Source organism: Chroococcidiopsis sp. SAG 2025, from assembly GCF_032860985.1.
GTDB lineage: Bacteria > Cyanobacteriota > Cyanobacteriia > Cyanobacteriales > Chroococcidiopsidaceae > Chroococcidiopsis.
Map to the genome: position 1 here is coordinate 2,261,052 of NZ_JAOCNC010000001.1, position 23,811 is coordinate 2,284,862.

General features: G+C 47.0%; 28 protein-coding genes and 5 pseudogenes. 20 read left to right on the forward strand and 13 right to left on the reverse strand.

Annotation, left to right across the window (positions count from 1 at the left end):
- Positions 1-78: 78 nt before the first annotated feature.
- Positions 79-312 (forward strand): hypothetical protein, encoded by a 234-nt coding sequence (locus N4J56_RS10900; protein ID WP_317106474.1) that lies wholly within the window; start codon positions 79-81, stop codon positions 310-312.
- Here N4J56_RS10900 and N4J56_RS40940 read toward each other — a convergent pair.
- The 5 genes and pseudogenes from N4J56_RS40940 to N4J56_RS10930 form a co-directional block, all read right to left on the reverse strand.
- A pseudogene (locus tag N4J56_RS40940) lies at positions 294-810 on the reverse strand (DUF1579 domain-containing protein). The gene N4J56_RS10900 and the pseudogene N4J56_RS40940 sit on opposite strands and share 19 nt — an antisense overlap.
- Before the next feature lie 155 nt (positions 811-965).
- Positions 966-1,367, reverse strand: coding sequence for a GFA family protein (locus N4J56_RS10915; protein ID WP_317106477.1), 402 nt, complete (start codon positions 1,365-1,367; stop codon positions 966-968).
- 66 nt (positions 1,368-1,433) lie between these two features.
- The gene (locus N4J56_RS10920) at positions 1,434-1,844 is read right to left on the reverse strand and encodes a VOC family protein (RefSeq protein WP_317106478.1); all 411 of its coding nucleotides are present in this window, start codon (positions 1,842-1,844) and stop codon (positions 1,434-1,436) included.
- 102 nt (positions 1,845-1,946) lie between these two features.
- Positions 1,947-2,804 (reverse strand): YciI family protein, encoded by an 858-nt coding sequence (locus tag N4J56_RS10925; protein ID WP_317106479.1) that lies wholly within the window; start codon positions 2,802-2,804, stop codon positions 1,947-1,949.
- Between the two features lie 99 nt (positions 2,805-2,903).
- Positions 2,904-3,260 (reverse strand): YciI family protein, encoded by a 357-nt coding sequence (locus tag N4J56_RS10930; RefSeq protein WP_317106480.1) that lies wholly within the window; start codon positions 3,258-3,260, stop codon positions 2,904-2,906.
- A gap of 182 nt (positions 3,261-3,442) precedes the next feature.
- Between N4J56_RS10930 and N4J56_RS10935 the strand changes: the two genes are divergently transcribed.
- Positions 3,443-4,699, forward strand: a complete 1,257-nt coding sequence (locus N4J56_RS10935) for an RNA polymerase sigma factor (RefSeq protein WP_317106481.1) — start codon at positions 3,443-3,445, stop codon at positions 4,697-4,699.
- Between the two features lie 114 nt (positions 4,700-4,813).
- On the opposite strand, the gene N4J56_RS10940 is transcribed toward N4J56_RS10935, so the two are convergent.
- The gene (locus N4J56_RS10940) at positions 4,814-5,248 is read right to left on the reverse strand and encodes a GFA family protein (RefSeq protein ID WP_317106482.1); all 435 of its coding nucleotides are present in this window, start codon (positions 5,246-5,248) and stop codon (positions 4,814-4,816) included.
- Positions 5,249-5,551: 303 nt separating this feature from the next.
- Here N4J56_RS10940 and N4J56_RS10945 point away from each other — a divergent pair, with 303 nt between their 5' ends.
- Positions 5,552-6,022, forward strand: a complete 471-nt coding sequence (locus N4J56_RS10945; protein WP_317106483.1) for a RecB family exonuclease — start codon at positions 5,552-5,554, stop codon at positions 6,020-6,022.
- 48 nt (positions 6,023-6,070) lie between these two features.
- On the opposite strand, the gene N4J56_RS10950 is transcribed toward N4J56_RS10945, so the two are convergent.
- From N4J56_RS10950 to N4J56_RS10960, 3 genes and pseudogenes are all read right to left on the reverse strand, one after another.
- Entirely contained in the window at positions 6,071-6,412 is a 342-nt protein-coding gene (locus tag N4J56_RS10950) for a hypothetical protein (RefSeq protein ID WP_317106484.1), read from the reverse strand.
- Positions 6,413-6,597: 185 nt separating this feature from the next.
- A complete protein-coding gene (locus tag N4J56_RS10955; protein WP_317106485.1) occupies positions 6,598-6,969 on the reverse strand; it encodes a hypothetical protein in 372 nt (123 codons plus the stop codon).
- Positions 6,970-7,008: 39 nt separating this feature from the next.
- A pseudogene (locus N4J56_RS10960) lies at positions 7,009-7,655 on the reverse strand (transposase family protein).
- 62 nt (positions 7,656-7,717) lie between these two features.
- Between N4J56_RS10960 and N4J56_RS10965 the strand changes: the two are divergent.
- A complete protein-coding gene (locus N4J56_RS10965) occupies positions 7,718-8,050 on the forward strand; it encodes a hypothetical protein (protein WP_317106486.1) in 333 nt (110 codons plus the stop codon).
- Positions 8,002-8,370 carry a cation:proton antiporter gene (locus tag N4J56_RS10970; protein ID WP_317106487.1) on the forward strand — a complete coding sequence of 123 codons (369 nt, stop codon included), beginning with the start codon at positions 8,002-8,004 and terminating at the stop codon, positions 8,368-8,370. The genes N4J56_RS10965 and N4J56_RS10970 overlap by 49 nt, the downstream gene beginning before the upstream one ends.
- A 162-nt stretch (positions 8,371-8,532) precedes the next feature.
- On the opposite strand, the gene N4J56_RS10975 is transcribed toward N4J56_RS10970, so the two are convergent.
- On the reverse strand, positions 8,533-8,925 hold the full coding sequence (locus tag N4J56_RS10975; RefSeq protein ID WP_317106488.1) for a hypothetical protein: 393 nt from the start codon (positions 8,923-8,925) through the stop codon (positions 8,533-8,535).
- Between the two features lie 478 nt (positions 8,926-9,403).
- On the opposite strand from N4J56_RS10975, the gene N4J56_RS10980 reads away from it, so the two are divergent.
- From N4J56_RS10980 to N4J56_RS11040, 11 genes and pseudogenes are all read left to right on the forward strand, one after another.
- Positions 9,404-10,099: a hypothetical protein gene (locus tag N4J56_RS10980; protein WP_317106489.1), complete on the forward strand. Its 696-nt coding sequence runs from the start codon at positions 9,404-9,406 to the stop codon at positions 10,097-10,099.
- 68 nt (positions 10,100-10,167) lie between these two features.
- Entirely contained in the window at positions 10,168-11,451 is a 1,284-nt protein-coding gene (locus N4J56_RS10985) for a DUF389 domain-containing protein (RefSeq protein ID WP_410500474.1), read from the forward strand.
- A gap of 66 nt (positions 11,452-11,517) precedes the next feature.
- Positions 11,518-12,522, forward strand: a complete 1,005-nt coding sequence (locus tag N4J56_RS10990) for a hypothetical protein (RefSeq protein WP_317106491.1) — start codon at positions 11,518-11,520, stop codon at positions 12,520-12,522.
- Positions 12,523-12,537: 15 nt separating this feature from the next.
- Positions 12,538-13,503: a mechanosensitive ion channel family protein gene (locus tag N4J56_RS10995; RefSeq protein ID WP_317106492.1), complete on the forward strand. Its 966-nt coding sequence runs from the start codon at positions 12,538-12,540 to the stop codon at positions 13,501-13,503.
- A 257-nt stretch (positions 13,504-13,760) separates the two neighbouring features.
- Positions 13,761-14,783, forward strand: coding sequence for a mechanosensitive ion channel family protein (locus tag N4J56_RS11000; protein ID WP_317106493.1), 1,023 nt, complete (start codon positions 13,761-13,763; stop codon positions 14,781-14,783).
- Positions 14,780-16,105 (forward strand): DUF2254 domain-containing protein, encoded by a 1,326-nt coding sequence (locus N4J56_RS11005; RefSeq protein WP_317106494.1) that lies wholly within the window; start codon positions 14,780-14,782, stop codon positions 16,103-16,105. The genes N4J56_RS11000 and N4J56_RS11005 overlap by 4 nt, the downstream gene beginning before the upstream one ends.
- Before the next feature lie 19 nt (positions 16,106-16,124).
- Positions 16,125-16,585: pseudogene (locus tag N4J56_RS40945) on the forward strand (hypothetical protein); the annotation flags it as partial.
- Positions 16,586-16,752: 167 nt separating this feature from the next.
- On the forward strand, positions 16,753-16,917 hold the full coding sequence (locus N4J56_RS11020) for a hypothetical protein (protein ID WP_317106497.1): 165 nt from the start codon (positions 16,753-16,755) through the stop codon (positions 16,915-16,917).
- Positions 16,914-17,384, forward strand: coding sequence for a ThiF family adenylyltransferase (locus tag N4J56_RS11025; protein ID WP_317106498.1), 471 nt, complete (start codon positions 16,914-16,916; stop codon positions 17,382-17,384). Before N4J56_RS11020 ends, N4J56_RS11025 begins: the two co-directional genes overlap by 4 nt.
- Positions 17,333-17,958 (forward strand): annotated as a pseudogene (locus N4J56_RS40950) (HAD-IC family P-type ATPase); the annotation flags it as partial. The gene N4J56_RS11025 and the pseudogene N4J56_RS40950, both read left to right, overlap by 52 nt.
- A 119-nt stretch (positions 17,959-18,077) precedes the next feature.
- Positions 18,078-18,695: a cupredoxin domain-containing protein gene (locus N4J56_RS11040; protein WP_317106500.1), complete on the forward strand. Its 618-nt coding sequence runs from the start codon at positions 18,078-18,080 to the stop codon at positions 18,693-18,695.
- 191 nt (positions 18,696-18,886) lie between these two features.
- On the opposite strand, the gene N4J56_RS11045 is transcribed toward N4J56_RS11040, so the two are convergent.
- Positions 18,887-20,023, reverse strand: coding sequence for an IS4 family transposase (locus N4J56_RS11045; protein ID WP_410500401.1), 1,137 nt, complete (start codon positions 20,021-20,023; stop codon positions 18,887-18,889).
- A gap of 254 nt (positions 20,024-20,277) precedes the next feature.
- Between N4J56_RS11045 and N4J56_RS11050 the strand changes: the two genes are divergently transcribed.
- Together N4J56_RS11050 and fldA are read left to right on the forward strand one after the other, a co-directional pair.
- Positions 20,278-20,691 (forward strand): heavy metal-responsive transcriptional regulator, encoded by a 414-nt coding sequence (locus N4J56_RS11050; protein ID WP_317106501.1) that lies wholly within the window; start codon positions 20,278-20,280, stop codon positions 20,689-20,691.
- A gap of 132 nt (positions 20,692-20,823) precedes the next feature.
- Entirely contained in the window at positions 20,824-21,336 is a 513-nt protein-coding gene (gene fldA / locus N4J56_RS11055) for a flavodoxin FldA (RefSeq protein WP_317106502.1), read from the forward strand.
- Between the two features lie 98 nt (positions 21,337-21,434).
- Here fldA and N4J56_RS11060 read toward each other — a convergent pair whose 3' ends face one another.
- Together N4J56_RS11060 and N4J56_RS11065 are read right to left on the reverse strand one after the other, a co-directional pair.
- Entirely contained in the window at positions 21,435-22,103 is a 669-nt protein-coding gene (locus tag N4J56_RS11060) for a class I SAM-dependent methyltransferase (RefSeq protein WP_317106503.1), read from the reverse strand.
- 11 nt (positions 22,104-22,114) lie between these two features.
- Positions 22,115-22,270 carry a hypothetical protein gene (locus N4J56_RS11065; RefSeq protein ID WP_317106504.1) on the reverse strand — a complete coding sequence of 52 codons (156 nt, stop codon included), beginning with the start codon at positions 22,268-22,270 and terminating at the stop codon, positions 22,115-22,117.
- 116 nt (positions 22,271-22,386) lie between these two features.
- On the opposite strand from N4J56_RS11065, the pseudogene N4J56_RS40955 reads away from it, so the two are divergent.
- Both N4J56_RS40955 and N4J56_RS11075 read left to right on the forward strand, forming a co-directional pair.
- Positions 22,387-23,158 (forward strand): annotated as a pseudogene (locus tag N4J56_RS40955) (IS1 family transposase).
- Positions 23,159-23,234: 76 nt separating this feature from the next.
- The gene (locus tag N4J56_RS11075) at positions 23,235-23,459 is read left to right on the forward strand and encodes a hypothetical protein (RefSeq protein WP_317106506.1); all 225 of its coding nucleotides are present in this window, start codon (positions 23,235-23,237) and stop codon (positions 23,457-23,459) included.
- Positions 23,460-23,811 lie beyond the last annotated feature (352 nt).

The following is a 23,811-nucleotide window of genomic DNA, read 5'->3' on the forward strand; positions in this document are numbered from 1 at the left end:
TATAAGTGCTATTGTCATAGCAGTATAGCGTTTGGAGCGCGACTCATCTGGCGGTATTAGCGACTGTCAACATATCAATTGAGCATACTCGAGGTTGTAGGCAGCACGATCGCGGTCTTGCTCAAATGGAATCAACTGGGCAACTACTTGTGGCATCGTCCAAATCTATACGTCAATGCTAATCGCCCTCAAGTTACTCATCACCACTCCCTCGAAATCAGCAACGGAGCGGGAAGCAAGTACTATGCTTCTGGTCGTACCGTTGCTAGTCTCGGTTCAAGCTTGGCTTTCTGTTATTGTTTCCGCCAATAGTTTACGGTCATGAAGTGATGCCATTGCCCGTCATCACCTAACACATGCGAGGTCATGACTCGGCGATCGTCGCTCTTGAACTCGATCGCGTCTCTGTACTTTGCCATCTTCTCGTTGCTAGTCATCGCCGGTCCGTCGGAGTTGAGCGTTAGCACCCTTTGGGCCGCGTCCAATTCGCCGTCGTACACCCACAGATAGGTCATCATCGACCCGATCCACGTCCCCACGTACCGCTGCTGCTGCGGGTCATAGCCGAGAGTCATCAGAGTGGTAGCGCGACCGCAGCCAGGCATCTCGCCCTGTGCTTCAGCTAAAATCCAGAGTCCGCGCCCGCGATCGCACGCTCTCAGTTCCCGTCGATTTTTCGGCAGGTCGATCCGCTCCCATCTTGACCTCAATCTCATACGTCCACTCCCCGACGAGTTTTTGCAGCCACAGATGTTCCTTTTGTGGTTCTGTATTCATGGTTGAGTCCTGTTGGGTTTTGGTGGTCTCCATTGTTTTAGCTCCTTTTGTTGAATTCTTAGGAAATGCGATCGCGCGAAACGATGGAAATTCAAAGCTTAAAATAGTACATAAATACTATTATTTTTCCTCTGCTGCTTGACAAGCTCTTTGCTTAAGAAAGAGATCCGAAACACATTGAAGTTGGCTTAAAGGTGTCGCGTCTCGGTCGGCGGGGACTGAAAATTATCGTTACGCCCATCGATATAAGTAATCGGCGCACCCACGAGTTCGTCAATATCCACATTATTGAGGCAGGCGACATGAACGGCATAGAACTTGCCGCCTTCTGGCGTATCCCCCCATCCAAACGATCGCACCCCACAGTGTTTGCAGAATAAATGGTGAATAGTCTGCGTGTTGAACTGATACTCAGTTAATTCAGTCTTGCCTGCAAGTAGCCGAAAAGCATCTGGTTTGACTGTGGTGAGCCAGGTTCTCGTCTTAGTGCAGATCGAGCAATTGCATTTGAAAGTACCTTGGCTCAGATCGATATCTGCTTCATAGCGAACTGCACCACAGTGACAGCTTCCAACGTATGTCTTCTTCATTTGTGAATCTCCGTCGATGTAGCGTTTGAGTTTAGCCACTGTCAGCTTAAGGGAGATGGCGAAGGTTCAAGTCGTCTGCTCGCAGTTGACCATCCACGGCGTGCCGAACTGGTCAATCAACATCCCAAAGCGGGCAGACCAAAATGTTTGTTCGAGCGGCATCTTCACCTTGCCATTTTCTGCTAGAGCGTGAAAAATTCGTTCTGCCTCGGCTGGTTCGGCAACGCTAATCTGCACGTAGAAGCCTTGGGGTGTTTCAAAATACTCAGGCGGACTGTCAGACCCCATCAGGAGGCGATCGCCCACTTCGAGGCAAGCGTGCATAATTTTGTCGTGCCATTCAGGGGAGACATGCTCTGCCGAGGGTGCTTCCCCGTGAGTTAGCATCATGGTAATTTCGCCGCCGAGACATTGCTGATAGAACTTGAAAGCTGCTTCACAATTGCCGTTGAACGTGAGATAGGAATTGATTTTCATGGTGTACTCCTTTTAGTCCAGATCGATGTCGTTCTTGTAGGGGTGGGTTTATATCGCTTTGCAGCGTTCAATTGCTACTCCCAACCCGCCCCGATAAAATTTCTATGGGTTGAGGGTGAAGACTGCTTGAGAAGTCTCTAGATGAAATGGCACCGAGATGTGTTCGTGTAAAATCTGCCAGTCGTCCCGCTCTTTCTGGCAAACAGCGGTGGCGCGCATCCACGTTTGCATGGCGGGATGGTCTTGTTCCCCCTTAAAGCGAAATAGCCAGTGTGCAGTAGCTAAGTTGTCATTAACGGTAATGGTGAGGTCGCGGGTTTCCATCTCGAAAGCGTCTGGAAAGTAAGGCAAACAGTCTTGCCATAATTGACGCACCGCGTCTTTACCTTTGGTTTGGAATGGAGGTTTGACATCAAAGAGAATCACCTCATTAGCATAGCGAGACACGATCCGCTCTACGTCTTTCGTGCAAATGGCACGCTGTTGCTCGGCAATCAGTTGGCGAATTTGAGCTTCATTGGTTGTCTGGGTGCTTCCTGTTGCTGTTGTGGTATTTGAAGCTGACATTTCTGGAAACTGGTCTACAGTTTGCTGAATCTCCGCAGGGAAATCATCAAATTCCTGCACTTGACGGATTTCGATCGTCTCGTCGTCTGAAGCAGGACAGCGAGAAGCCCATTCAATCGCTTCCTCTTTCGAGTCCACTTGAATCATCCAGTAGCCACCCAGCACCTCTTTTACATCTGGGAGAACCCCTTGGGTCACTTTTGGATTTCCTCCATTGAATGTCACCCGCGCACCCATTGAAGGCGGGTGAAGCCCATCAAGTGTAAGCAGTACGCCAGCAGATGCAAGTGATTCGTTGTATTTCATCATGGCTTCCACCGCTTTGGCATCGGGCATAGCTCCTGGAGCCGCACTCTCGTAGCCTTTAGGAATCATGAGCAACATAAATCGCATGTGAAGTATCTCCTTGGGTTTTCAGTTAGTGGGGTCAAGGTTCTGGACAGTTGGAGCGGAGCTATTGGCAAAACTGGGGCGAGCTGAAACTAGCAGACGCTAACTCTCTGGCAAGCCTGCGACTTCAATTACGGGACGGATTTCAACAGTGCCGACTCGCGCACCTGGGATTTGACTGGCAATCGCGATCGCTTCGTCGAGATCTTGGGCATTAATCAGGAAAAACCCACCCAATTGTTCGCGGGTTTCTGCAAAGGGTCCGTCGGTCACCAGCGGCTTGCCGTCACGCACTCGAACGCTAGTGGCTGTTGCAACAGGGTGGAGTGGGGCGGTGGCGAGATACTGTCCCTTCGAGTTGAGCTGCTGCGCCAACTGTGCCGATTCTACATAACAATGCTGCCGCTCGGTTTCGCTCAAGGCATCTTCTTCCATGTAAATTAGCAGTAGGTATTTCATCAGGTTGCCTCCGTTTTTCCCTTTGTAAGTTAGTCGAACGGCGATCGCTCAAATCGACACCTAGCGCAAAAATTTTTTATCATCAGATCCGAGTGCGATCTACCTGCGTTTTTCCCTTTATAAGTAAGTCGAACGGTAACTGCTCAAATCGACACCTAGCGCAAAAATTTTTTGGATCGGATATGGCTCCAAACGCAAAGTCAGCAGATGTATCTCAAGCGATCGCCGCCGTTTATCGGGCTGAGTGGGGGCGGATCGTCGCCACGTTAATCCGGCTGGTTGGTGATTTTGACATAGCCGAAGAAGCAGCACAGGAAGCATTTACAGCCGCCGCGAGTCAGTGGCACTCCAGTGGCATTCCCGCTCTTCCCCGTGCCTGGATGATCAAAACAGCTCGGTACAAAGCGATCGATCGCCTCCGCCGCCGGACGCGGCTGACCGAGAAACTGGAATGGTATGCCGCATCTGGGTTAATTCCCACCAGCGAGGAACCGACCTACGACAGTGAAGAAATTCCAGACGATCGACTAAGACTGATCTTCACCTGCTGCCACCCAGCACTGGCGATCGAGGCTCAGGTTGCTCTGACGCTGCGAATGTTGGGTGGACTGGAAACAGACGAAATTGCCCGCGCGTTTCTCGTACCCACAGCGACAATGGCACAACGGCTGGTGCGTGCCAAGCGCAAGATTCGGGATGCAGGGATTCCCTACAAGGTGCCAGATATTAGCGATCTATCCCCACGGGTAGATGCGGTGCTGACGACGATTTATCTCATTTTTAATGAAGGCTACGCGGCGACCAAAGGCGAGGTAATGGTGAGGGCTGACCTCTGCGCGGAAGCAATTCGGTTGGGGCAACTGGTGCGGACGCTGATGTTACCGCAACCGCCCTCAGAAGTCACGGCACTGGTGGCGCTGATGTTGTTGCATGACTCGCGGCGCGATGCTCGGTTGGACGAAGCAGGCGATCTGGTGCTGCTCGAAGATCAAGATCGTCAACGCTGGGATCGACAACAGATTGCCCAGGCGTTGCCATTGGTGGAAGAGGCATTGCGCGGCGGCACGGGTGTGTTTGCATTGCAAGCGGCGATCGCGGCACTTCATTGTCAAGCGGCGCGAGCCGAAGAAACAGATTGGGCGCAGATCGTGCGACTCTACGATTTGCTCCAACGCTTGCAGCCTTCGCCGATCGTGTCGCTGAATCGGGCAGTGGCGATCGCTATGGTAGAAGGAGCTTCAGCGGCGATCGAACTGGTCGATGCGCTTGCCACCCAACTCGACAGCTATCACCTGTTCCACGCCACCCGTGCCGATCTGCTGCGACGTGTCGGAGCCTTAGAGCCAGCTGCCCACAGCTACACGCGGGCGCTAACACTGGTCACCAATGACAGCGAACGCCGATTTTTAGAGTATCGGCTGCACGAAGTCCAGCTCTAATAATCTGTTTAGCAATTGCTCGCCGCGCATACGTGTTAGTTACAACGATCGAAAACTTGTCATTAACTACTCACGAGCGATGGCGTAGATTCATTGCAGCTTTTTGAACCAAAATCATGACTGGGACGATGGAGGTGCAAACTGTGCAAATAACTCTGCCCCTGTCATGTTCTTAGTTTCATTGGCAAAGGAGTAATAAGCTGGTTTTTCGTCGATAAAAACCTGATGCTCGAACACAAGACCTTCATCATTATCAAAAATCCCTGCTGGTATATAGTATTGGTGATTCTGTTTCAATCTATAAAATAAATGGCTACCGCACTTGTTACAGAATCCACGTTCCGCCCATTCTGAAGATTGATAAATTCCGATATTTTCTTCACCCTTAAAGCTGACATCGCTGCCACACTCAACTGCTAACAAAGCTCCTCCACCCCATTTACGACACATACTACAATGACACGCTGCTATATGACGATCGATGCTGGTTGTAGAAAGGCTTACCGCTCCGCATAAACAGCTACCTTTTGCAATACTTGAATTAGACATCTTCTGCTCTCCTGCAATTATGTGTTAACCCAACATAACTATTTATTCTGCTGCGCTCTTTATAACGCGCCTTAAGTCAGATGACTGACACTAAACATTAATTAATCAAACCTGGTAATCGATCGCCGCTCGACCTTCATCTGCTGATGATGGCGATCGCTCACCACGATCGCTACTGCTAAAATATCTCCAAAACTCGGCACTGCTTAACCCTTTAGCCTTGGGTTTTGCTGTCTGATAATTTCAATGGCAGCAGAAAACAATGTAAGATGACCCAAAAGCTGCTTTTCATACCTCCAGCTCATGGCTTACCAAATTTCAGCCACCAAGTTGCAAACCTACCATCGCTGTCCGCAGGCATATCAGTTCAGGTACGAGTTAGGACTGAAAAACAATGCGTTCTTTGGCTCGGCAGCATTGGGAACAGCACTTCACCAAACCCTCGCCCTGGTTTATGGTAATTGGCACTACCAAGAGCCTTTACCCAGGATGGATTGGATGCTGGATTGCTGGAGGCAACGCTCAACTAGTTTGAGTCCTGCCCAGGCTGAGGATGGCAAGCAAATTTTAGAAACCTACTACCAGAACTTCATCGCCTCTAAAACTGCGATTCACAAACCCTTGGCAGTAGAAGGCAAAATTCAGGCAAGCTTGCAGGTGGCGAGTTTAGAGTTTGCGCTCACAGGGCGTTACGACCGCCTCGACTACCTGGACGATGGGCTGGAACTGATTGACTACAAATCTACGCGCATAAGTCAAGCTATCCTCTGCTGACGAAATCGACTTACAAATCGGACTGTACTACCTTGCCCTTGGGCGCATCTAATGGTTGGGGGAGTACAGGGTCGGTGCGAATGAGTGGTTAGCAAATAAAGCATCAAATCGATGATTTGCCCAAGCAAGACGTAGATGCAACAAATGATTAAACCCAGCCTGACTCCAACGCATGCCCACACCTTTGAAACGTTGTTGAATCAACCACTTGCAGGTGCTTTCAACCATGCCGCTGCCGATAGGTAGCCCCATCTGTTTGAAGGAGCGATATTGTAAATGAGCGAAATGTGTCTGGAGATAATCGCGCACCTGGAACAAAACAGGTTTAGCAGACTCAGGTGTTGAGCGATACTGTAACAGATAGCTCAATTCTTTAAGAATGCGATGCACGTAACCATGCCGCAGTTGATGACGCAGGCGTTGAAACCACTGCTGTGGAGCGCGCCTATTGTTTTTACCATAGGCATCGGCTGCACGCCATCAGTGTCCCACAGCGTGATAAAAATCAAGAATTCCAATCGCACGGCGCAGCAAAACTCTGTTGGAATAGCCGCCAGAAGCCACTAGCGCCATCACTAATCCAAATGACCTGGCAGGCGTGAACGATGCCTTGACGAAATGCTTCCAGTTGTCATCGGGACTGTAAGGCAGAGATCTCCCCGCATACAGCCACCACCCGACGCTGATACAATCGAGTGACAGTGTTGTGAGAGCGGGTGAGATGTTGACCCAGCCGTACCAAAATCGCCACTTTGATTTCTCGCGGCTACGCTCTTGCCACTGGTTGTGCCTGGGGATGACCGAAACGGGACTATCACTCCATCAGCAGCAATGGCTAACGGCAGAGTGACAACAGTGGAGTCCAATGGTTCTAGCATTGGTTCAACCCCATCTGCCAACTGCTGAAGTTGCCCTGACAATTGCCGCATCGATTGCTGACCAAACATTTGCACCCACTGCCACAACAGACCTCTTGCAAAAGTCAGTTAAACTAACCCAGTTTTTGTGAGACGAAGCTCATAATTGTACAACCCAGCTATGAGATTAAATCTTAAAGCAAATCGTTGAGACATTCTATATTTGCTTTGAGTCCTACTTTGCTGATGCCTGAATATTCGGAAGTCATGCTCTCTCCCTTTGCCATGTGCAGTACAGACAATTTCTCCACTAGAAAAATCTACGATGACTTGTGACTTAAGAGTGTGATTTTTCTTTTTTCCACGCTCAGAATCGCTTTTGTTTTTTTTTGGACGATAAGAGCGGAGTTTCTGTCACATCAACCACTACCACCTCAAGGAAGGTATCTACTTTCTGGAGCTGTTTTTTTCCAGGAAGCGTGAACGCTCAGCAAGGCGAGTAGTGTGTCTTCAATTCTCCGAATAATTCTGTAAGCTGTAGACTCATTTACTCCCCAGGATTGACCAATATGGAAGTAGGTGCGATCCTCTCTCAAGTATTCTAATGTCATTAACAATTGGTCTTCTAAACTCAATTTTCCAGGTCTACCAGTTTTTTGTTTTGGTGGGCTATGCGTTTTCACTACCTCCACCATGTGACTAAAAGTCTCCCGATGCACACCACATAGTCGCTTGAAGTCTTCTGGCTTTAGATTTTTCACCTGTTCGTAGGTCATGGAATTTCCTCCTCTAACCTACTTTTGCCATCTCTCCCTACCCTTTTGCAAGAAGTCTATTAGTGGCTGTCGGTAGGGTAGTTCTGTTCATCGGACTAGTATCCGACTTATTCAGACGAACGTGGTGGGCATCAGAACCACTAACGGCGTTGGTATGCGGCATTCTACTAAGTCCAGCCGCGTTCGGATTACTTCACCCCGATCGCTGGGGGATCGCCCAAGAGACGCTGATCGAGCAAGCAGCCCGCTTGACTCTAGCCATCGGTTTGATGGGCGTAGCACTCAGATTGCCCAAAAACTATACTTTGTATCAGTGCGATCGCTTTTGGTGCTTCTACTACCAGTCATGTTCTCGATCTGGCTGTGTAGCGGTTTGTCGATCTATTTTATCTTAAATCTCCCCTTTTGGGAGGCAATGCTAGCAGGGGCAGCAATTACACCTACCGATCCGATTGTCGCCTCCTCAATTGTTACAGGTGTGGTAGCGAAAGAAAATCTACCAGCACGCTTGCGCCATATTATCTTAGCTGAATCGGGTTGGAATGATGGTTTGGGTTATCCGTTTGTCCTGTTGGCAATTTTGATGATACAACGACCTCCGACGGAAGCTATTTCTCATTGGTTCTTTCACGTCTTAATTGTGGGAAGTCAGTGCAGCAATTTTATTTGGCGCACTTTTGGGTTATTTGGCTGGTCGTCTTTTAGAGTGGGCTGAAAACAAACATACCATTGAAAGTAAGTCTTTCCTCGGATACACCCTGGCATTAAGTATTACGGTGCTGGGTGCTGCTAAACTGATTGGAACTGATGGCAAATACTTTTAACAGCACCAATCTCATTCGCGAGAATAGATAGAAGATTTTTGCAGAGCATATATTTATTCAAGCAACTCGTATTGCAACTCTGCCCTATCAATATCGTTAACTATTGATGCTCCATCTTGTCGTGGAAAAGCAGGGAAAACTAGAGGTGCAATTGGTTCGTTGACCTGTAACTCAAGGCGATCGCTAATCTGCCACACGCCATCATCTCCATCGTAGAAAACACCATCATCTTGACTCAAATTAGGATTTCTAGAATTTAATCGGATGTTTTCGCGATCGCCTCCTCTCCTGAAAAATTCCGTGTAATCATCTCTAACTGTTAAATTTTCCACCTCAAGAGAATCGCCAGATAAAGTTATATCTTGCGTCGATTGAGCGTGAGCCGAACTAGCAAAGCCTGTCAGAGCCGCAAATGCTCCTACAGCAGCAATAATTTTACCTTTCATCGTTTTTATTCTCAAACAAAAATGTATTTATTTCTATGTTTACAGATTGAAATAGTTTGACATCTATCCACAGTTTAGTTACTCGTGTTGCCTAGCGTGCGAAATCGAGCGAACGATTCTGCTCAGTTTGAATTCCCTAATAGGCAGCCAAGAATGCTGGTAAACGAAATACACTCAACCTTTCAGGAAGTTGCTATGACTGTCTAAGCTTTAAGATCGATTTTTTGAAAATTTCGCCCAAATCTCCCCGACTTTTCCACTATTTGGATCTAACTTCAAAACACAGGTAGTTAAACTGAGTTAACTGTTGTTCATAACTCCTGTTTCAACAAATGCCAGCGTTGCGTGTCTTATGAGCGATTTAGTCAAGTTTTCACTGAAAAATTGCTAAATCGTTACGGCGATCGCGCAACGCTATTTACTACTCAAACACAAAAACATACTGAGGCGATTCAAGAATATTTAATTGGGAGGCACTGTGAATAGTATTTTTTCACGACGACTTTCGCTGCCACTGAGTCTAGCATTGTTAGCACCAATAGCCACGGGCATCGCTGTCTTTGGTAGCGGATTGTCGGCACAAGCACAAACAATGACTCGCAGCAATACCCAGTCTGTACCTACCCCTGGCACAACGTCAACGAAGGCAGCAGCTTTAGCTACCAATGTCGCTCAAGTCGATCCCGATCCTACCCCAAGTCCCGCTCCGACTGAGAACGACCCTAGCCCAGATATCGATCTCGATCCAGGTCAAGCTACCCGTGGCGGCTCTAGTTATCTCGGTGTTGCTGGTAATATTGGTTTAGGTGGCGACTCCGCGATCGGTGAAAGTAGCTTTGCAGTCATCAGCAAAATTGGGTTAGCAAATGTACTATCGGCACGACCCTCAGTAGCCATTGAAGACGATCCGGTAATTCTGCTTCCCCTCACCTACGATTTTTCCTTCCGCTCGGTAGATCCTTTAGATGAAACTTTGTCTATAGCTTCCTATCTAGGAGGCGGTGTTGCAATTGAAGCGAGCGACGATGCAGATGTTGGTTTCCTACTCACGGGTGGCGTGGACGTGCCTCTATCCGATCGCTTTACGGCAACTGCGGCTGTGAATGCAGCTTTTCTAGACGATACAGATGTCGGGCTGTTAATCGGAGTTGGTTATAACTTTGCCGGATTCTAAACCAGAATATATTTTAGGAACTGCAATAGTTTTGATATTTGCGCGATCGCATTAAGTATGAGGATAACGTGCGTCAGTTACTAATACAAGTTCCGCGTGGTTGTGGCAAACAAGTGCTGGAAACTGCCAAGGCTTTTGACGGGGCAAATTTGGCACTATTTGAGGCAACTGGGAGCAATGGCGCGATCGACTTAGCGATCGCCCACATCTCTAATAGCAAGGTTGAAGGACTGCTGGGAGAGTTGGAATCTCTGCCGCAACTGCACGTCACGCTGATCCCGCAGGGAGTGATGGCGCTACAGCCACCGCCAGAAGAAGCACCGCAGCAAGTCACAAATGTAGAACTTCGCAGCCCAATTGAAATCTTTTTGGCTGGTTTGCAAAGCGTCGGTTCGTGGAAAGGCTTTCTAGGTTATGCTGCTGCTGCGGGTGTGGTCGTTTGGATTGGCTTGTATACGAATACTAGCTATCTGCTCGTTGCCGCGATGCTGATCGCACCGTTTGCGGGTCCCGCGATGAACCTGGCGATCGCGACGGCACGGGGAGACATCACTTTGCTTAAGCGCAGCATCATCCGCTACTTTAGCGCGCTGGGCGTGACAATTCTAGTCGCTCTCTTCCTCAGTCTAATTCTGCGGCAGGAGATTCCCACAACTCAAATGGTACAAACGAGCGAACAATCTTCAGTGGCGGTGTTGCTGCCATTAGCAGCAGGTGCGGCTGGGGCGCTCAATCTCGTGCAGTCGCAAAGAAGTAGCCTGGGATCTGGTGCATCAGTAGGAATGCTCGTCGCTGCTTCACTAGCGCCACCTGCGGGACTCGTGGGGATGGCGGTGGCGATCGGCAGGTGGGATATGGCAACGAGCGGATTGTTCGTCCTATTGCTGCAATTGGTAGGAATTAATTTGACTGCGGCGTTGTTGTTTCACGTCTTTGGCTTGTCCGTGCAAGGATCTCGCTATCGACGGGGCAAGCAATGGGTGTTTGCAGCTACTCTGGCTGTAACTGTGGCAGCCTTGATAGGTTTATTAACTTGGCAGTTGAGCAACCCACCCCAGTTTCAACGTTCTACTAGGGCGCAGCGGGCTACGGCTGAAATTGGGCAGGTAATAGAAGCAAGCGGTACTACCCAATTGGTAGAAGCTAACGTCCGTTTCACTGCTCCAGATATTAAAGGTCAGAATACATTGCTTGGCACGGTTTACGTCCAACGTCGATCGGGAGTCACTGCATCCGCAGAGGAAATTCGCAACACGCTTACCCGTCAGATCCAAACGCGCTTATTAGAACAAGGTTTTAACGTGACACCGTTGATTGATGTCAACGTGTTAGAAGCACCAAATAAAACTTGAGCCTGATTCAGCCCGTCAAGCAATTGTGGGAGACTAGCTATAGCATCCAACATCAGGAGAGTAGCGATGCTACTGGCACTTCAATCAGTTTTGTGTGTGATTCTGGTGGTTCTTGTCGGTACGTGGTTGTCCCAAAGCGCGGACGTGCTGGCAGAGAAAAGCGGTTTGGGGCGTAGTTGGGTTGGCGCAGTTTTGTTAGCAGGTGCAACTTCGCTACCAGAACTAGCTACGGGTGTCAGTGCGGTAGTTGTCTTCAATGCACCAGATTTAGCAGCAGGAGGCATATTTGGTAGTTGTTTATTTAATCTGCTCCTTTTAGCACTGCTGGACATTTTTAGCGGACCCGAACCGCTATTAAAGCGAGTGCAGATCGGTCACGCCCTAGCAGCTGGTTTAGGATCTGTACTGCTAGGTGTGGCGGCGGCTGGAATGCTTTTAGCTCGGACAAATAATAATTTGGCTTTGGGTTGGGTTGGTATCCCCAGCATTGCGGCGATCGCGCTTTATTTGCTCAGCGTGCGTATGCTTGCCCAGTTTGAGCGCCGAAGACGTGCCGAAGTGCTGCAACAAGAAGCCGAGGTTTTTCAGTACCGACATATTAAACCCCAGCAGGCATATTTAAGATTTATCTTGCTGTCGATCGCAATTGTCGTACTGGGTGTCTGGCTGGCATCACTAGGCGATCGCATTGCCGCAGTGACAGGACTGGGAGAGAGTTTTATCGGCGCACTTCTGCTAGCTGCAACGACATCCTTACCTGAAGCAGTCGCGGGATTAGCAGCGATTCGTCTTAACGCTTTAGATCTCGCAGTTTCTAACGTGTTTGGCTCCAATATTTTCAACTTAGCAATCCTGGGGATCTACGATCTGGTTTATTTCCCAGGCAATCTCTGGGCAAATATCTCTGGGGTGCATATTTTTACCGCAGTGGTAGCGACGATCATGACTTCAGTAGCGATTGTCGGCTTAATTTATCGCGCTGCTCGTCCTGCAAACATATACATCACTTGGGATGGAATGGCACTCATCGCTCTTTATGTCGGTGCAATGTATGTCATCTATCGCGGCTGAAACAGGAGGCAACAGTTGGAGCAAATTTTTAATTTGATTAGCTTTAATACCGAAATCGGGCTAAAGGTGTTATTCACTATAGCCTTTCTCCTTGTCCTCTGGCTGCTGCGTCGTGTAGCTAATGCTTTTATTAGAGAGTCACTACGCGATCGCTACAACGGACGAATTTGGTTTTGGGCAGGGCAAGGACTGAATCTATTTACAGCAGTATTGTTAATCTTGGGGCTGCTAGAAATTTGGTTTGACAACCCCAATCGACTTGCTACTGTTATAGGGTTAGTAACAGCAGGTATAGCCTTTGCCCTGCAAAAAGTGATTACGGCGATCGCGGGCTACTTTGTGATTTTGCGGAGTAATATTTTTAGTGTTGGCGATCGGATTACAATGGGTGGCGTGCGCGGTGATGTAATTGCTCTGGGTTTTGTTCACACTAAAATCATGGAAATGGGACAGCCAGTTTCGTTTCCAGATTCGGCTTCTCCTAGTTGGGTTAGAAGCCGACAATTCACTGGTAGAGTTGTTAATATCACCAATGACAAAATTTTTGAGCAGCCAGTTTACAACTACACGCAGGATTTCCCCTATCTTTGGGAAGAAATTAGCGTGCCGATTTCTTATACAGCCGATCGCGATCGCGCCGAACAAATTTTACTAGAATGCGCTGCCCGTCATACGGAAAATATTAATCAAATGAGCCAAGAATCATTGAAAATGATGCGCGAGCGTTATTTTCTCCATTCCCACGATTTGACACCCAAAGTTTATTATCGCATCACTAACAACTGGCTGGAACTGACTGTCCGCTTTGTCGTCAGAGAACATGGCATTCGCGATCTTAAAGATGCCGTTAGCCGCGATCTTCTCAAAGCTTTCGATGCTGCTGGGATTAGAATTGCGACGACGACTTACAACGTTGTTGGATTTCCTCCACTTCAGATTGAAAATAGCCTAAGCAATACCAAAGAAAATTCTCAGCATTAATTCTCTTCGTTCGTTGAGTTAAAATATCTTGTTGCTGGACTATTTTTCGCGTTCTCAAAATTAGAGTTTTTAGTTGCCTGGAATTGTTTTTCCTAACCCAAGGTAGATTTTAACTTTTCAGTTTTTCATTAAAATAATTACCGTTTTCTCAGTAAAAACACGAATTAAACTGTATGAACTGACACCAATCCAACTGACAATGCTCATTCAAACTCTAAAATTTAAAGTTTAAATTTTAGACAATAGGATAAACGACTATGGATATTCAAGCAGCAATAACAGCAGCATGGAATAAGATTGGGGGGCTGATAGACGGCGCGATCGTCATGCTGCCAAACATTGTCTTGGCGATCGTTGTTTTTATTATATTTTTCTTCGCCGCTCGCTGGTTGAAGGTAATAGTCAAACGCCTCACTCGCAGGCATCGGCAAGCACGAAATTTAGGCATGGTGCTGGGGCGATTGGCTCAGGGAGCCGTCATTCTCCTGGGCTTATTTGTGGCGCTATCAATTATTGTTCCAACATTTAGAGCCGGAGATTTAGTACAACTACTCGGGATTAGTGGTGTAGCAATTGGTTTTGCTTTCCGCGACATTCTGCAAAACTTCCTATCTGGAATTCTGATTTTATTGACTGAACCCTTCAAAATCGAAGATCAAATCGTTTTCAAAGACTTTGAAGGAACAGTAGAAAACATCGAGACACGCGCTACAACAATTAGAACTTACGACGGTCGCCGAATTGTCATTCCTAACTCCGAATTATTTACAAATTCGGTGACTGTTAACACTGCTTTTGATGCTCGTCGGATCGAATACGATGTCGGCATTGGCTACGGTGACGATGTTAACCAAGCAAAGCAATTGATGCTAGAAGCAATCTATAGCGTGGATGACGTTTTGCGAGATCCGGCTGCCGATGTCTTGGTACTAGAACTAGCTGAAAGTAGCGTTAACATCCGCGCTCGTTGGTGGATTAAACCGCCAAGACGAATAGACGATCTCAATTCGCGAGACAAAGTAATTTCTGCGCTCAAGCAAAAGCTCTACGTGGAAAATGGCATCGACTTGCCTTATCCGACACGCCAAATCCTATTTCACGACCAAACCGAAGAGACAGATGGCGATCGCACTCGTCAGCGTGAAGGGTGGCCCGCTGGCAACAAAGAAGTCCCCAAACCGCGCAGTATCAGCGGTTCTCTCAAACGAATCGCCCAAATCCAAGCGTCAAAAAACGGTAATAGCAGCAACCAAAATCTCAGTGTGGACGATGGCAAATGAAAAATGTCAAGCTAGGCAAACTTTGGGATCGCCTGCACTCTAGCTACTGGTTTTTGCCAACAACTATGGCAGTTCTAGCGATCGCCCTAGCATTTACGATGCTTTCCCTCGATCGCGCTGGCTTCTACGGACCGTTGGAAAAATGGGGCTGGATCTATACAGGTGGCGCTAATGGGGCGCGAGAGGTGCTTTCATCTGTAGCTGGTTCGGTGATTTCTGTGGCTGCGACTGCTTTCTCAATTACCATCGTAGCGCTTCAGCTGGCTGCTTCTAATTACAGTCCTCGTTTGCTGCGTAACTTTATGCAGGATACGGGCAATCAACTTGTCTTGGGGACATTTATTGGTACGTTCATCTACTGCTTGCTGGTACTGCGGACTGTGCGCGGTGATGGCGATGATTACGACTCCTTTGTACCGCAGCTCGCAGTCACAGTTGGGATATTGCTGGCACTTGCCAGTATTGGCGTACTGATTTTTTTCATCCATCATGCCGCCACGATCATTCAAGTTTCTCATATCATCATGGACGCTAGTCACGATCTTCACGACGCGATCGATCGCTTGTTTCCCGAAAAGCTAGGGCGGAGTTTGCCCAATGCCAAGCCGCACGATCGCGCAATTCCAGCTAATTTCGAGCCAGATGCTTGTCCAGTTAAAGCCAACTGTAGCGGTTATCTCCAAGCGATTGATGACGAAAAATTGATGCAAATTGCTCGCGATCGCTCCTTGTTATTGCACATAAAATCGCGACCAGGCAGGTTTGTTGTCCAGGGTAGCGACCTAGTGATGGTGTTTCCAGGGGATGTTGTCAATCGAAAATTGAGCAAGCGAATTAACGATGCTTTTATGTTTGGCAGGCAACGCACCGAACAACAGGATGTCGAGTTTCCGATCGCTCAATTAGTTGATATCGCGCTGCGTGCCATTTCTCCTGGGATCAACGACCCGACAACTGCAATTCAGTGTATTGACCAATTGAGTGCTGGATTATCTCATTTTGCTCAAAGGGAGATTCCTTCTGCTTACCGCTACGACGACGATAACAAGCTGCGCGTCATTGCCGAACCATTTACGTTTGTTGGACTGGTTGATGCTGCTTTTCACCAAATTCGTCAGTATGGAAAATCGGATGTGGGAGTGGTAATTCGATTATTAGAGGCGATCGCCACTATTGCGCGTTACACCCAAAATGAAAAAGACCGTGCGGCACTACGCCGCCACGCCGACATGATTCTACACGACAGCCAGGAAGCCGTTTCCCAAGAGTTGGATCGGCAAGATATTCAACAGCGATATCAAGCAGTGATGAAAGTACTTTAGATGACTTGTGGCGATCGCCGTGTTTGCAGTTGCTGAGCCACCAACATCTAATTCTAGTATCGTCTTTTTGTCGGCACTATTTGCCGTCATTTTGGCTCTGGTGCATCTGTTTTCCGGTAAACTCCGGTTTCTCGAAGTGACTGTCCGCAGTATTTGGCTGTCTGCAAGTAGCGGTGTCTCGGTTGCCTATGTTTTCGTCCATATCCTGCCCGAACTGAGTCAGGCACAAGATTGTTTCTAGAATATCACGTATATCTTTTGGCGCTCTTGGGATTAGCCATGTTTTATGGGTTAGAACGGGCTGCCAAACTATCGCGCCAGCGCCAGCGCAAAGCAGGCAAGGGAGACGTGACCTCTGAAGGTGTTTTTTGGTTGCATGTTGTCTCGTTTGCCCTCTACAATGCTCTGATTGGCTATCTGCTATTGCATCGAGAGGAACCAGGAGTTCAAAGTCTTTTGTTTTTCTTTATGGCAATGGCTTCGTATTTGCCTAGAAGCAGGCGATCGAGAAGTTTTGTTCTATCTGAGCTATGACAACCGATGGCAACTGCACGTTCCAGCACAAACAGCTAGCCGCACGAGCGTTGCCGCAATGGAATCGTCATTTAATTCTATTTACGAAACTGCTCTAATCGAAATCCACAGCCATGCGCGAGCGCCAGCTTTCAACTCAAGACGATATCGAAGAAAGCGGTAAGTTTAGAATCTTCGCTGTCATCGGTTCCTTAAGCGATCGTCCTGCGATTAGCGTGCGATTGGGAGTTTACGATCGCTTCTTCGACATACCTACCTCTTGGATTTTTGCCGTATGACAATCGACTTATCGTTTGCTAATTCAGTACCGATTATTCCGGCTCAAAATACTCAGATTCAGTTTGTCCTTGTCGGTGCTGGTGGAACGGGTAGCTGTATCATTAGAGAACTGTGCAAAGTCGCTTGTCAAATTCAAAGCGTTACCAAAAAACAAGTATCTGTCTGCATCGTTGACTTCGATACAGTAGAAGAGCGCAATATTCCCAGACAAATATTCCTGCCTGAAGAAATCGGCATGAATAAAGCAGCAGCACTAGCAATCCGTTACAGCAGCGCCTTTGGAATTAGCATTAAAGCGATCGAAAAACCCTTTGACTGTCAGATGGTAGATAAACTAAAACAATGGAATACGCTGACAGTCATTATCGGCTGCGTTGACAATACCGCAGCCAGGGCAGAGATCGAGCACTGCCTGGAATACAAGTCATCTGGATTGCGCTCGATGGCACTGTCCAAAGAATTATAGGAATTTCCGATGCCGTCAAACCATCTTCGACTGGGGCAATCCGCATGCTGCAACGGATGGGATTGGAAGTTGTAATGCTTACGGGCGACAACCGCCGCACCGCAGAAGTTATTGCGCGGGAAGTTGGGATTAAACGAGTCTTTGCTGAAGTTCGTCCCGACCAAAACGCTGCTCAAGTACAGAATCTGCAAGCAGAAGGTAAGATTGTAGCGATGGTGGGAGATGGCATTAACGATGCACCAGCATTGGCACAAGCGGATGTCGGCGTTGCTATTAGTACGGGAACGAATGTGGCGCGATCGCCGCTAGTGACATCACGCTGATTTCCGGTGACTTACAAGGCATCGTGACGGCAATTCAACTCTCGCGTGCCACGATTCTCAATATCAGACAAAATCTGTTCTTTGCTTTTATCTACAACGTAGCTGGAATTCCAATCGCCGCCGGTATTCTCTTTCCTTTCTTCGGTTGGTTGCTCAGTCCGATTATTGCAGGTGCGGCGATGACATTTAGTTCTGTTTCTGTAGTGACAAATGCACTACGCCTGCGTAACTTCCATCCAAAAACGAGTTGAAGCGCGATTGCACTTTTGATGGAGAAGTAACCATGCTTAAGAAAATGACATTTTTCGGTACATTAGTAGGATTTGGGTTTCTGTTGGGAGCCAGGAACGATTGTATAGGAGGTTTTCCAATGATGAATAAAAGGGCGATTGCAAGTGCGATCGCGAGTTTGGGATTGGCATTAGGGATTGCTTCGGGTTCAGCAGTGGCACAAATGCCGCACGAAGGAATGCAACGCTCCGAATCAGAGCGCACCAGTCAGTTTGAGCGCATCGAACAACCTTTATGGTTAAAAGGTGCAGTCACGGTTGGTGGCTTGGGATTAATTGGGTTAGAGCTATGGTGGTTCTTGCTGAGTAAGCCCAAATCTCGTCAGGCAACTACTCAAGCAGGAATTCAAGAAGTTACAGTTACGGTAGATGGCGGTTACGAACCGAGTCGAGTTGTAGCGATCGCGGGTCAACCAGTTCGGCTCAACTTCTACCGTAAAGATCCTAGCAGTTGCCTTGAAGAAGTCCGTTTTCCTGACTTTCATATTGCCCAGGAACTACCTCTGAACAAAGTTACGCCAATTGAATTTACACCGGACAAACCTGGCAAATATGAGTTTACCTGCGGCATGAACATGTTTAGAGGTGCGATCGAAGTTCAAGGAGCCAATTCTACTATCGCAGTACAACCATCCAGTGTTGACAACACCGGAAAAGCATCTGCCCTTCACTCCACCAACATGCATCACCATTCATAACCCAATACGGTTCATTTAAGGCTACGCTGTGCTGAGGATAAAGAAAATAGGAGGATTGGTTCGGGAGGGGGTGGCTCGATGTCTTGGCTTTTTTGAGCGAAACTTGGATACAGGTTTTTTTACAACTCTGGGATTGGTACGAGAAACTCGTTCAGGTAACAGAGTGTCTAAAATCTCTACAGTTAACCAACTTAAAAAAAGGGGAGTTCTTGTGATTGCAAGCGTTGAAATTTCGGGATAGCACGACGAATAACTCGCAATGTCCCAGTGAAACTCAGACGCAAAGGAGTGATACCCGCGCTCTTTGCAGCTTGAAACATCAATAACCGCACAGCCCAGTGTCCTAACAACCACCCGTAAACTTCCTGCACAACTTCACGCGGTTTTTGAGAGCGAATATGAGTTTTTCGTCCTGATAAATGTACTTTGAGTTCATCAATAGTATTTTCTACTTCCCAGCGTTGATGATATTCAATCGCCAGTAGTTGAGCCGGAAATTTCTCCAATTCCAATAAGCTGGTAATTAAGCGATATCTTAGTTGTTCCTCTGGGTTGTCGGTATTACCAATTGTGTATTCAATCACTCGGACTTGTATGGGCTGGCAAGCTTTTGAGCGGAATTTAGCAGGTGGATAAATCCAACTCAGATAAGAACCATCCGCCAGTGGTTCTTCGCACAAAAACTTGACATTTGCGGGAATTCTTCCTAAATAATCGCTACCAGTTGTGACAGTTGCTTGCACCATTGCATAAGAATGTAACCCTCTGTCCCACATCAACAACATCCCTGAACTCACGGAGCGTAATAATCTTAATGCCCGCACTCGTTCTCCTATTCGATATGGACACATCAATGCATCAAAGATTAAATGTGTTCCTGCTTCTACCAAAATGACTAATCGCAGTTTGGGAAATGCGGCTTGTGTGCCAGGACGGCTGCTCGGACGACCAAAAACTCTCGCATTTTCATCGCTGTCTGGCAGATCGAAGCAAGTCCGATCAATTACCACAATTCGCAATCCATTGAGAAATGCTCCTTTGGTATCGGTGCTAGCCATTGGTCGCACCAGTTGATGGAACAATTGACTCATCACCCTTGGACTTAATCGTTGTCGGGCTTGCGTTATTGCTGATTTACAAAAAACTCGCCAGTATTTCCCCACTTTCACCCATGCTTCGCTCAGCCCATCAATTAAGTTTTTCAGCACATCTCTCATCGAATCTCGTGACCACAGACTCATCGCAATTACCAAACAAATTACCAATTGTGCTGGTAACGAGCGTTTACGTTGTTCACAAACTTTAGTTTTAGCGATCGCTTGCTCGATCTCCGTGGATGGGATGGCTGCCTCTATCGCTTTGAACACATCACTACTTTGTATTGTAGGAGACAACAATGAGAAATCCTTCAGATGCACTACACTCACTTTCCATTCTTGGGAACAATGCTTAATTTACAACACTTTGAGCCTTAACTGAACCGTAGTGATTCATAAACTAATGTTGCCTATCCTCTTGCCTCTCCAGTCAACTAGAGAGTTTAGGATAGAAGTAGCTGAGTTTAAGAGTTTAAGAGTTGAATATGCTAGTAGTTCAAGAGACAAAATTAATTGGTTCAGTTGCTAAGGAAAGCGGCGTACCAATCAAAACAATTCGCTACTATGAAGAGCTAGGTCTACTCAAAACATCGGGAAGAACCGAAGGTGGATTTAGAATATTTAGCTCTGATGTTTTAGCTCGGTTGAACTTTATTAAACGAGCGCAGAGATTGGGGCTAAGTCTAGCAGAAATTAAAGATTTTTTAGATATTCACGATCGAGGCGAGCTACCGTGCGAACATGTTCAAATAAAATTGTCAGATAAGATTTCCCAAATCGAGCAACAAATTCAGCAGCTACAGATTCTCAAACTAGAGTTAAAATGGCTACTCTCTGGTTGGGAAACAATACCAGAAAATCCCGAACAGACTATTTGCCCGATTATTGAACATGCGTAGACAAGTGCTTCTCATTACTAACTATTTCATACTGCAAAACTTCATCAGCAGTCACATCTTTTTTAGTTTTCCCCTTAACTCTCCAGTTGGACAGAGAATTTAAAGTAGTTTTAGTTCTAATGAGGAGAAGAAATGACTAAGATTGGTTTATTTTACGGAACTCAAACCAGCAACACGCAAACTGCGGCAGAAATAATTCAGAAAGAGTTTGGCGGTGACAGTGTTGTTGACTTAAATGACATTTCCAAGGCTGAAGCAAACGATTTTGAAGGCTATGACTACATCATCATTGGTTGCCCCACTTGGAATGTTGGCGAACTGCAAAGCGATTGGGAAAATTTTTACGATCAGCTTGACAACATCAATTTCACGGCCAAGAAAGTTGCTTATTTTGGTGAAGGCGACCAAGTAGGCTATCCCGACACTTTCCAAGATGCTATGGGTATGTTGGAAGAAAAAATTACAGAACAAGGTGGCGAAACAGTTGGCTATTGGTCTACAGATGGTTACGAATTTACTGATTCTAAAGCCTTGCGAGATGGTAAGTTTGTGGGTTTGGCATTGGATGAAGATAATCAATCAGACTTAACAGATGAGCGGATCAAAACTTGGGTCGCTCAGCTGAAGCAAGAATTTGGTCTGTAGGACGCGATCGCAGGTGGCTTGTCAAACTGGGAAGTATTGGACGAACTTCGTTGTTTTATCCTCTTGGTTTACATCGCTGCCCTATTGTTGCAGTACCTTTAAGACTTACTTGCTCTGCCTCGGATGAAAGCAAGTCCACTATAACGAGTCTTTCCCACTTCAATTTCCGTAAAACCAGTCGCTTCCATGACAACCTGGTAATCTTGCAATTTGATTCCCACCCAAAAATGGACGAGTAGTATCGGGTGTAGAATTCGTAGCAAAGGACTAGCAGGTGGTTCAATATCGACGATCGACAAGCTGCCACCTAGCTTGAGATCGCGCTGCATTTCGGCAAATCCTTTGCGTTTCAGGTCGTCTCCTGGCAAGTGGTGCAGCATCATGCTACTCAAAACGACATCGAACGTACAATCGGGAAAAGGAATATTCTCAATTAGCCCCACCTGAAAGGCAATATCCATGCCAATTTGAGAAGCTTTACGTCTCGCCACCTCTACCATTTCGGGAGAAGCGTCAATCCCATACACCTCACCTGTTGCTCCAACTCGCGTCTTAAGTGCGATCGCCAGACTGCCAGTGCCGCAGCCCACATCCAGCACTTTGTCGCTCGGTTTTAGCCCTGCCATTTGAGCCGTCATTTCTCGAAGATCTCGCTCTTTCCCTAGTGTCACTAAGCCGACAATTACATCATACAAATGCGCCCAACGTCGAACTGTTTGACCCGTAGTTTGAAGTGCTTGTTGGTGGGACGCTACTCTTCTATGCATTGTTTTCTCCTTCACTCAATTGATGGTTGAATCGATCTCAGCTTCTCTGGATTTACAACAGCAAAAATAGATTGGATATAGCGATCGGCAAAACCAAAGGTAAAGACTCCTACTGGAAAACCGTCTGTATGATTAACGATTCCCGCTCGACCATTGATTTGAAGCAAGCTAGTGGTAAAAGCTGGTAGCAACGAGCTGCGGCGAATGGCAATTAGAAAACGAGCAACGGTAATGTTATAGATCGGTTGGTTGGTATAATGAGTAAAAAGTTTGGTTAAACCCTATGACTGTCTTGGTAGCAATTGAATGTCCTCATTGCCACAGCACAGAAGTCACGAAATACGGCCGCTCACCAGTAGGTAAACAACGTTATTGCTGCCAAAACACAGATTGTCCCTACCGCACTTTTGTTCTAACCCAGACTTACTCAGGAAGGAATCGAGAAGTCAAGCAGCAAATTGTCGAGATGACGCTAAATGGGAGTGGAGTCAGAGATATAGCCAGAGTATTGCGTATCAGTCCTACAACAGTAATCCAGGAATTAAAAAAAACTCATTCGCCTCGAGCAAGTGAATCAGAAACTATTACAGCGGCAAAAACCTGAGAGCGTGGAAGTAGAGATTATCCGAGTTGAAGAGTCTCAAGAAGCTGGCATCGAAGAGTCTGAGCTAGACGAAATGTGGAGCTATGTAGGCAAAAAGAGCAACCCCAGATGGCTATGGCATGCCATCGATCGCAGAAGTGGAGAAGTTTTAGCTTATGTGTTTGGTTGCCGAAAAGATGAAGTATTTCTCCAACTGAAGAAACTACTGGAGCCATTTGGAATCAAGCAATACTGTACAGATGGTTGGGGGGCATACGAGCGACATTTACCAGCAGAGTCTCACGAGATAGGTAAACGGAAGACTCAAAGAATTGAACGAAAGCACCTGAGATTAAGAACAAGAATAAAGCGATTAGTTCGCAAGACTATTTGCTTTTCTAAGACAGAGGAAATGCACGACATAGTTATAGGTTTATTCATCAACCGCTATGAGTTTCGTTTACTAGTTTGAGGTAAAACCAACCGATTTAGAACATTACCGTATATCTTTCCACTCTAGGTTAGAATCTACTCCGGCGTATACTGGTATGTCGTCTTTCCATACCATCCTGAACGATTGTTCGGCTTTAGTCATATTTGTTGCTACATTACGACCCTACATTCCAATTCATTGTGAATCTGTCAGCTTATCCCTGGCATTACCCAAGGCATTTGCTTCTGACTCAATCCTGCCCATTCATCGTACGCGGCTGGTTACCTACTGGGTATCGACCTCCCCAGAACGAGCGAATAGGTTAGTTCGTTCCAAATGACCATTGTTCGATCCCTTTAGGGTGATGATTTCCTCCGGGTTTTTGAGGCAGTGTAAGTTGGTCACTAGTGCTTTGCCAACACCTCTTTTATCCTTGCCTTTTGGCTTGGGCTTAACCATCCGTCTTTGCCTATTACCGCTGACGAAGGGTTCAAACTCATCTTCACTTTCGTTACCCTTGGGGTTCTTGCTAGCCAGGTTGCCAAGTACGGCTCTTGGAAGACTGGCATTTAACCTTCCCGCTTCACCCTATTGATAACCAGTCTCAAGGATGGGGAGGGCGCTTTTACCGCTACACTTACGGAGAGGGACTAGATTTCTAGGTTACTTTCTTCACCCTCATGGTCATTTAG

Bases quoted from the DNA above. Each gene is read 5' to 3' on its own strand.
- N4J56_RS10915 (WP_317106477.1), bottom strand. From the start codon at position 1,367: ATGAAGAAGACATACGTTGGAAGCTGTCACTGTGGTGCAGTTCGCTAT.
- N4J56_RS10920 (WP_317106478.1), bottom strand. From the start codon at position 1,844: ATGAAAATCAATTCCTATCTCACGTTCAACGGCAATTGTGAAGCAGCT.
- N4J56_RS10925 (WP_317106479.1), bottom strand. From the start codon at position 2,804: ATGCGATTTATGTTGCTCATGATTCCTAAAGGCTACGAGAGTGCGGCT.
- N4J56_RS10930 (WP_317106480.1), bottom strand. From the start codon at position 3,260: ATGAAATACCTACTGCTAATTTACATGGAAGAAGATGCCTTGAGCGAA.
- N4J56_RS10935 (WP_317106481.1), top strand. From the start codon at position 3,443: ATGGCTCCAAACGCAAAGTCAGCAGATGTATCTCAAGCGATCGCCGCC.
- N4J56_RS10940 (WP_317106482.1), bottom strand. From the start codon at position 5,248: ATGTCTAATTCAAGTATTGCAAAAGGTAGCTGTTTATGCGGAGCGGTA.
- N4J56_RS10945 (WP_317106483.1), top strand. From the start codon at position 5,552: ATGGCTTACCAAATTTCAGCCACCAAGTTGCAAACCTACCATCGCTGT.
- N4J56_RS10955 (WP_317106485.1), bottom strand. From the start codon at position 6,969: ATGTTTGGTCAGCAATCGATGCGGCAATTGTCAGGGCAACTTCAGCAG.
- N4J56_RS10970 (WP_317106487.1), top strand. From the start codon at position 8,002: ATGTTCTCGATCTGGCTGTGTAGCGGTTTGTCGATCTATTTTATCTTA.
- N4J56_RS10975 (WP_317106488.1), bottom strand. From the start codon at position 8,925: ATGAAAGGTAAAATTATTGCTGCTGTAGGAGCATTTGCGGCTCTGACA.
- N4J56_RS10990 (WP_317106491.1), top strand. From the start codon at position 11,518: ATGCTACTGGCACTTCAATCAGTTTTGTGTGTGATTCTGGTGGTTCTT.
- N4J56_RS11000 (WP_317106493.1), top strand. From the start codon at position 13,761: ATGGATATTCAAGCAGCAATAACAGCAGCATGGAATAAGATTGGGGGG.
- N4J56_RS11005 (WP_317106494.1), top strand. From the start codon at position 14,780: ATGAAAAATGTCAAGCTAGGCAAACTTTGGGATCGCCTGCACTCTAGC.
- N4J56_RS11020 (WP_317106497.1), top strand. From the start codon at position 16,753: ATGCGCGAGCGCCAGCTTTCAACTCAAGACGATATCGAAGAAAGCGGT.
- N4J56_RS11025 (WP_317106498.1), top strand. From the start codon at position 16,914: ATGACAATCGACTTATCGTTTGCTAATTCAGTACCGATTATTCCGGCT.
- N4J56_RS11040 (WP_317106500.1), top strand. From the start codon at position 18,078: ATGATGAATAAAAGGGCGATTGCAAGTGCGATCGCGAGTTTGGGATTG.
- N4J56_RS11050 (WP_317106501.1), top strand. From the start codon at position 20,278: ATGCTAGTAGTTCAAGAGACAAAATTAATTGGTTCAGTTGCTAAGGAA.
- fldA (WP_317106502.1), top strand. From the start codon at position 20,824: ATGACTAAGATTGGTTTATTTTACGGAACTCAAACCAGCAACACGCAA.
- N4J56_RS11060 (WP_317106503.1), bottom strand. From the start codon at position 22,103: ATGCATAGAAGAGTAGCGTCCCACCAACAAGCACTTCAAACTACGGGT.
- N4J56_RS11075 (WP_317106506.1), top strand. From the start codon at position 23,235: ATGTCGTCTTTCCATACCATCCTGAACGATTGTTCGGCTTTAGTCATA.